Source organism: Paenibacillus sp. tmac-D7, from assembly GCF_006519665.1.
In the GTDB taxonomy this organism is placed as follows: Bacteria; Bacillota; Bacilli; order Paenibacillales; family NBRC-103111; genus Paenibacillus_G; species Paenibacillus_G validus.
The window spans coordinates 128,093-134,848 of sequence record NZ_VIDW01000012.1 but is presented as its reverse complement, the minus strand read 5'-3'; the positions used below and the strand labels follow the sequence as shown (position 1 = coordinate 134,848).

Annotated in this window: 9 protein-coding genes; 6 read left to right on the top strand and 3 right to left on the bottom strand. The window is 55.3% G+C overall.

The window, feature by feature from the left end; genetic code table 11:
• The 3 genes from FKP33_RS11190 to FKP33_RS11180 form a co-directional block, all read left to right on the top strand.
• Nucleotides 1–406, top strand: a 406-nt coding sequence (locus FKP33_RS11190) for a 5-oxoprolinase subunit C family protein (RefSeq protein ID WP_483874538.1), incomplete at its 5' end; no start/stop codon positions are given.
• A 476-nt stretch (nucleotides 407–882) separates the two neighbouring features.
• Nucleotides 883–1,167 (top strand): CD3324 family protein, encoded by a 285-nt coding sequence (locus FKP33_RS11185; RefSeq protein WP_054798707.1) that lies wholly within the window; start codon nucleotides 883–885, stop codon nucleotides 1,165–1,167.
• A 226-nt stretch (nucleotides 1,168–1,393) separates the two neighbouring features.
• On the top strand, nucleotides 1,394–2,194 hold the full coding sequence (locus FKP33_RS11180) for a LamB/YcsF family protein (RefSeq protein WP_141335053.1): 801 nt from the start codon (nucleotides 1,394–1,396) through the stop codon (nucleotides 2,192–2,194).
• A 36-nt stretch (nucleotides 2,195–2,230) separates the two neighbouring features.
• Here FKP33_RS11180 and FKP33_RS11175 read toward each other — a convergent pair whose 3' ends face one another.
• Together FKP33_RS11175 and FKP33_RS11170 are read right to left on the bottom strand one after the other, a co-directional pair.
• Complete coding sequence (locus FKP33_RS11175; protein ID WP_127608392.1) at nucleotides 2,231–2,992, bottom strand: sulfite exporter TauE/SafE family protein; 762 nt, start codon at nucleotides 2,990–2,992, stop codon at nucleotides 2,231–2,233.
• 225 nt (nucleotides 2,993–3,217) lie between these two features.
• On the bottom strand, nucleotides 3,218–3,358 hold the full coding sequence (locus FKP33_RS11170; protein ID WP_054797599.1) for a hypothetical protein: 141 nt from the start codon (nucleotides 3,356–3,358) through the stop codon (nucleotides 3,218–3,220).
• A gap of 164 nt (nucleotides 3,359–3,522) precedes the next feature.
• Between FKP33_RS11170 and FKP33_RS11165 the strand changes: the two genes are divergently transcribed.
• A complete protein-coding gene (locus FKP33_RS11165; protein WP_054797598.1) occupies nucleotides 3,523–3,930 on the top strand; it encodes a gamma-glutamylcyclotransferase family protein in 408 nt (135 codons plus the stop codon).
• A 20-nt stretch (nucleotides 3,931–3,950) separates the two neighbouring features.
• Here FKP33_RS11165 and FKP33_RS11160 read toward each other — a convergent pair whose 3' ends face one another.
• Nucleotides 3,951–4,334: a hypothetical protein gene (locus tag FKP33_RS11160; protein WP_127608394.1), complete on the bottom strand. Its 384-nt coding sequence runs from the start codon at nucleotides 4,332–4,334 to the stop codon at nucleotides 3,951–3,953.
• A gap of 218 nt (nucleotides 4,335–4,552) precedes the next feature.
• On the opposite strand from FKP33_RS11160, the gene FKP33_RS11155 reads away from it, so the two are divergent.
• Nucleotides 4,553–4,939 carry a response regulator gene (locus FKP33_RS11155; RefSeq protein WP_054797597.1) on the top strand — a complete coding sequence of 129 codons (387 nt, stop codon included), beginning with the start codon at nucleotides 4,553–4,555 and terminating at the stop codon, nucleotides 4,937–4,939.
• 51 nt (nucleotides 4,940–4,990) lie between these two features.
• On the top strand, nucleotides 4,991–6,715 hold the full coding sequence (locus tag FKP33_RS11150; RefSeq protein WP_141335051.1) for a diguanylate cyclase: 1,725 nt from the start codon (nucleotides 4,991–4,993) through the stop codon (nucleotides 6,713–6,715).
• Nucleotides 6,716–6,756 lie beyond the last annotated feature (41 nt).

Genomic DNA, 6,756 nt, shown 5'->3' with positions numbered 1-6,756 from the left:
CGGTCGCGAGGCCGAACGCTTCGAGGCTGTCAGCCTCGAAGCGTTCTTCGCCGCGCCGTACAAGCTGACCCCGCAGTCGGACCGCATGGGCTGCCGACTGGAAGGTCCGCGGCTCGCGCTGCGCGAGTCGCTGGAGATGCGCTCGGAAGCCGCGGTGCCCGGCACCGTCCAAGTGCCGCCGCACGGCCAGCCGATCGCGCTGCTGGCCGATGCGCAGACGACCGGCGGCTATCCGCGGATTGCGCATATCGCCGCCGTGGACTTGCCGCTGCTGGCGCAGACGCGGCCCGGCGCTACGGTGCGCTTCGTCGAGATCACGCATGCCGAGGCGCAGGCCCTCTATATCCGGCAGGAGCTGGAACTTCGCCGGATCGCCGCCGCCGTAAGGATGCGGGCGAACGGATAAAATCGTTATAACAATTTTATCACCTTGTCGGCGGCAGGACGTTTGTGAGTTAATAAAACTTGTAGCCGACCGGGGACCTTCGGGTCCCTCGAATAGAAGCGGCTCATGCGAATAAGACATGGACATGATGGGAAACAATGGGTATAATAGTCCGTGAGCTTGAAACCATATTTGACTTTGAAGAAGGGAGTGACGTGTGATGCGGGTAATGAACACGTGGACCATGATGGCAAGAGGATTTGTAACAAGTGAATAAGCATTTTCTCCATCACCGTCACCTGAACCCCGTCTTTTACAGGAACTGAACATAAGAGGCATTCGGGCACGCATCGGCAGATCGTGTTTTTTTTATTTTTAATGCCCCTCAGGCCTACGTATCCGGTGTTCCCAAGGCACATTCCTAGGAGGTGTGAAGATGAAAATGCTTATAACTTTCGGTAAGTCAGCCATAACGGCGCGAAAGGAGGCATTCATCGGTGGGGTACAAGAACGGAAAGGACATTTTACCGCCTAACTTGCTGAAGCAGCTGCAGGATTACATCCAGGGCGAGATCATCTACGTTCCGAAGAAGGAGCAAACCCGCGCAGGCTGGGGCGAGAACAACGGCACGCGGCAGACGATCCAGCGCCGGAACCACGAAATATACCGGCTGTATCAGAACGGTTATTCCGTGTCGGAGCTGATCGGCAAATTTCATTTAAGCGAAGACAGCATTCGCAAAATCATCGTCAAAACGCGCGGACTTGCAGCAAGACAATAGCCGGGGGCGCGGGGATCGGGGTCGGCAGGAACCGGGCTGCGCAGCAGGAAGCAGACACGCCGCATAACCGGCCCGGCGCGCCAGGCCGCATGGGAAGGCCGCTGCATAGACGAATAGACGTATAGACGCAGAGGACAGACGAATACGCGAACGAAGCCGGAAGTGGATGCTTTTGGCTTTTTTCTTTCCACACTCACCGGCATACGGGGGTGCACACAAAAGGACCATGCGATCGGATGGTTGCAAAGGAGGGCTTCACTTGGAACAGTTACCTATCCGGATCGACCTTAACGGGGATATGGGCGAGAGCTTCGGTATGTATCGGCTCGGACAGGACGACGAGCTCGTCCGGTATGTCACTTCGGCTAATATCGCTTGCGGCTTCCACGCCGGCGACCCCGGCCACATGGTTCGAACGGTCCGGTTGTGCCTGCAAGCGGGCGTATCGATCGGGGCGCATCCGGGCCTGCCGGATTTGCAAGGCTTCGGGCGCCGCAATATGGCGGTCACCCCGCAGGAGGCGTATGAGCTAATCTTGTACCAGGGCGGTGCCCTGCAAGCGATCGCGCGCGCCGAAGGCGGCCGGATGCGGCATGTCAAGCCTCATGGCGCTTTATATAATATGGCGGCGGTGCAGAGGCCATTAGCGGATGCGATAGCGGAGGCCGTCCTCCGCCTGGATCCGGAGCTGACGCTATTCGGTCTCGCCGGCAGCGAACTGATTCGGGCCGCCGAGTCCAAAGGCCTGCGGACCGCAGCGGAAGCGTTCGCCGATCGCACCTATCGCGCCGACGGGACCCTTACCCCGCGGAGCGAGCCGGATGCGGTCATTCACGATCCCCGTCAGGCGGTGCGGCAGGTGCTCGATATTCTCAAGCGGGGAGAGGTGCTGACGCCCTTGGACGAAGCGGTCGCCCTGCGCGCAGACACATTCTGCATACATGGCGACGGGCCGGATGCTTTGGAACTGGCACGTACGCTTCGTCAGCAATTGCTGGAGGAAGGCGTATCGGTGCAGGCTCCCTAGAAGCTCCGGCCCGGTAGGCAATTTATGAATTACGCATTAGATCAATTTAATTCCGCTGATCAGGATGATGGTGGCCATGACAGTCCGCAGCGGTTTGGCCGGCACCTTCGCCGACAAGCTGCTGCCAAGCAGTACGCCGGGGACGGAGCCGATGAGCAGGTTGAACGCAAGCATATAATCGATGTTCCCGAAGCCCGCATGCATGATGCCGGCTGCCGAAACGAGCAGGAACGCGTGTACGATATCGGTGCCGACGAGCTCCGCCGCCTTCAAGCGGTAGAAGAACATCATCGCAAGGGCGAACAGCGAGCCCGAGCCGATGGAAGTCAAGCCGACGATAAAGCCTAACAGTATGCCAATCAGGATGGTCACCGCTTTTTTCTCCTGCAGCGACTTCTCCTGAAGCTTGTTTGATTGGTTTGGTGTGAACCAGACCTTCACGATGCTGAGAATAGCGACGATAATCAGTACGATACCTAATGCATGCTTGATGATCGCGTCCTGATAGCCTTGCAGCGGCGGGAAATATTTCAGCAGCAGCACGGCCACTATGGCGCTGGGGACACTGCCCATGGCCAGATGTTTGACCAGCGTCATGTTCACTGTCTTTTGCCGGACGTGTTGAATGCTGCCGAACAGCTTCGTGATCGAGTTGTAGAACAAATCCGTAGCCACCGCAACGGTCGGTTGAATACCCAAAAATACGAGCAAAGGAGTCAGCAAAGCGGCTCCGCCCACGCCGGTCAAGCCGACGAGAAGGCCAACAAGCGCTCCCATCAAAACAATATTAAGTTCCATGATTATCTCCACCTCAAGCGATCTTGTCGGTCACTCACATTATAATTCCTAGTTAACCTATATGCAATTGTTTTTTTCTCAGGATTGATGCGTCAATTGTAAGAGATGAACGTTTACCGGTTCCGCTGCGCGTATCGCGTATTGATGAATGAAAAAAACGCCGCTTCGCGTCGAAGGGCGTTTTCGTACCAATCGGGACGCGCTGTCGGATACCAGTTCCATCCGTTATTGTATTGGCTGTCCGGACGCTTTGCGAAGCTCGTTGGCCAGACGGTTAAATTCGCGGCGCGCTTCCTCCGACTCGGTACAGTAGTAGGCGGCGGACAAAAATCGGATGATTTTGTTCGCGTCCTCAGGACTGAGCATGAGATTCCCTCCCTTCCCGGCGGGTGCCGAGTTTATGCTCAATATATTCGGCAGCCCTTCGGCAGGTTCCCTGCCCAGGATCGTCCCCTTCTCATGGGAAATCGGTTGAATGAATATGATATAGTAAAGAAGCGATGGCGCAAGGTCTGAAAGGAGTGGGCGTCTTGATCCCGGTGTTTGTCTATGGAACGTTGTTGGTCGGGGAAGCGAACCATCATGTCGTTGCACCTTATGTAGAGTCCGTACGGCCGGGGGTCGTGCGGGGCAAGCTGTACGATGCCGGCGCTTATCCGGCCATGGTGCTTTCCGGGTCGGACGGCTCCCGCATGGTGGAAGGCGAGTGGCTCGTCGTGATGCCGGAAGGACTCCGTCATATGGATGCATTGGAGGAATATGAGGGTCCTGGCGGGACCAATGATTACGAGCGGATCTGGATTCGTGACGGCAATTGCGAAGAACGTGAAGGCTGGGTGTATGTATGGACGCATTCACGGGGGTGTCCGCTTATTGAAAGCGGCTCATGGCGGCGTCATCTCGGCCACAGCCGGCACTTAGCGACCCATAACCCATGATTCCAACGTTCTTGCGGTATTTAAACCCGTAAGGAATAGGGTCTCCAATCGTCTTTTTCCGATTTCTTCATGATTTCGTTGAAACGCATGATGATGGCATTGGCGTCTTCCTCGCCGATTATGCCGGTCAACTGTTCGAAAGACAGGTTGTCCTTGTAGAGCTTGCGGGTGACCATGCTGCCCTTGTACCACGCTTCGGTTAAGGCGAACGTGCCTTCCTTCTTCAACCAAACCTCATGGTAATACTGGTTCTCCTTGTTTTGCTCTTGAAGGCCCAAGTAATAAGCCAACATCGGGATACGCGGATCCGACAGTCGCTGGCTGATTACGGAACCCGAAGAAACAGGCTGCCCGAAGGTTACATACCGGGATACTTTCCGAATTAAATACTCGATGGAACTCATTATGCTCATCCCCTCAAATAGGATGTACTTCCTATTTCGTCCAAAATTTTTATTAAATTTTCTTTATAAACATAATATCATAGTCCTTCGGGCATATGAATCATACTTTTGGCATATATGTGACGGCTATTTCTTTCGTTTTCCCTCCAATAAAAATCCGGTTCATGTTATAATGAACGCAATCGAGATGGACGATTTTTGGGAGCGGATGAGTTGCTATGGCCAACTATAAAATTTTACTCGCGGACGACGAAGCGGCGCTGCGCTTTTTGTTAACGGAAACGTTGGCCGACGAAGGGTACGTCATTACGGAAACGGCCGACGGTAAGGAAGCGGCCGAACGGCTGCAGGAAGCCGTATTCGATTTGGTCATTTTGGACTATATGATGCCAGAGCGAACCGGAGTCGAAGTTTGCGAATGGCTGCGAAGCCATGACAATCCGAACCGTCACGCGCCCGTTATTTTACTGACCGCCAAAGCTTTGGAGAAAGACCGGGAGCGGGCCAAGGCGGCCGGCGCGACCCGATATATCGTAAAGCCGTTCAGTCCGCTGCAGCTGCTGGATACCGTGGAAGAACTGATTCGGGCGGGGGCGAACGAATAAATCCTTTCCTTGCATACATACCTCGTTAAAGAACGGAAGTGAATTCGTGCGGTGGCATCGGGTAATGACAGAATCGGCAGAGAACAACGACTTTTAAAAGAAGGAAAGAAAAAATATATTGCCGAGCTGGGCAAGCAATTGATTCAGCTGCGAGAAGGCTGCGGCTTGACCGAGCCGGAATCGCCGCTTGAGACGGCAAAGCACATTTACCGCATTGTCCATACGCTTAAAGGAAGTGCGCCGATGTTCGAATTTGTCCGCATCGGCAGCGTCGCGCAGCGTCTGGTCGAGCTGTGGGAGTGGACGCAGCGCGAGAAGGCGGAGGCTTCCGGCCCGATGACAGCTCTGCCGTTCGGTCGCTGCGCGGAGCAGTCGCAACCGCTTCTTCGCGAGCTGGAACTCGAGCTCGAAGTTTATAAGCGGGAACTGGAGCTGGACGAGCAGCAGGAGCAGGTGAACAGTTCCTTTCTGCAGCCGAACGGAGAACGTCTTCTGGTCCTTGACGACGACGAGGTGCTCCGTTCGTACTTGGTTCGCCGCTTGCGGATGGACGGTTACGAGGTGGATGAAGCGGCGGACGTTGCTACTGCGATGAAGCTGCTTCGGGAGAATCCGTACCATTTGATTACGCTCGATCTGATGATGCATCCGGACAGCGGGTATGAGCTGTTCGAATTTCTGAAGAACGACCCGACATTGAAGTGGCTGCCGCTTATCGTCTTATCCGGCCGGAACGATGTCAACGACAAGGTGCGCTGCTTTTATCTGGGTGCCGACGATTATGTCACGAAGCCTTTTCAATACGAAGAGCTGGGTGCCCGGATCTACAGCCTGCTGAGCCGGACCAAGACGTTCGAGCAGATGGCTTTTCGCGATCCGCTGACAGGCGTGTATAACCGGCGGTTTTTCGATCATCAAATTCAAGTCGAGCTGGAGCGCATTGCCCGTTATCCGGCCCCGATCTCGCTCGCGTTTATCGATATCGACGGGTTCAAATCGATTAACGATACGTACGGTCATCGTGTCGGCGACCAGGTGCTGCAAGGATTGGCGCATCTGCTGCAAAATAACTTGCGGGCTACGGATATGCTGGCTCGTTTCGGAGGCGAGGAGTTCATCCTTGTGCTGCCGAATACGACCGGACCGGATGCGAAGAAAGCGATTGACGACATTCTCCGGCAGGCGCACCACGGACCGGTTGCCCAGAACGAAGGACAAGCGTTCCACATCACATTCTCGGCCGGTATTGCCGAATGGAGCGCCGGTATGTCCGTCAAGGATTGGATCGGGCTTGCAGACGGGGCGATGTATGAAGCCAAGCAAGGAGGCCGTAACCGTACCATCCTGTACGCGGGTACTCCGCCGGGCGAAGCGGCAGGCGCGCAAGTCGCGAGCCCCGGTTCCCGTAAGACGGTGATGATCGCCGACGACGATAACATCCTGCGTTCGATCCTGATCGCGAAGCTCAAACATTTACCCGTCGATTTTTGCGAAGCGGCGAACGGGGAGGAAGCGTATAAATCGCTGCTGCGAAGGCCGGTGGATCTGTGTATTTTGGACGGCGTCATGCCGCAGTTGAACGGTTTCGAAATGCTTGCCCGGATGAAAGAGCAGGGGAACCGTCCTGAAGAGATGAAGGTGCTCGTGCTGTCGGGAAGGAGCCGGGAAGAAGATATTAGCCTGGGGCTGAAGCTGGGTGCCGACGCCTACATGCACAAGCCGTTCTCGATGGTGGAGCTGGAGCTGCGGGTTAAAGAAATGCTGAACTTATCCTAAATGATCGAAAGACCGTGTGCGTTTGTTCTCAAAACGTTCAC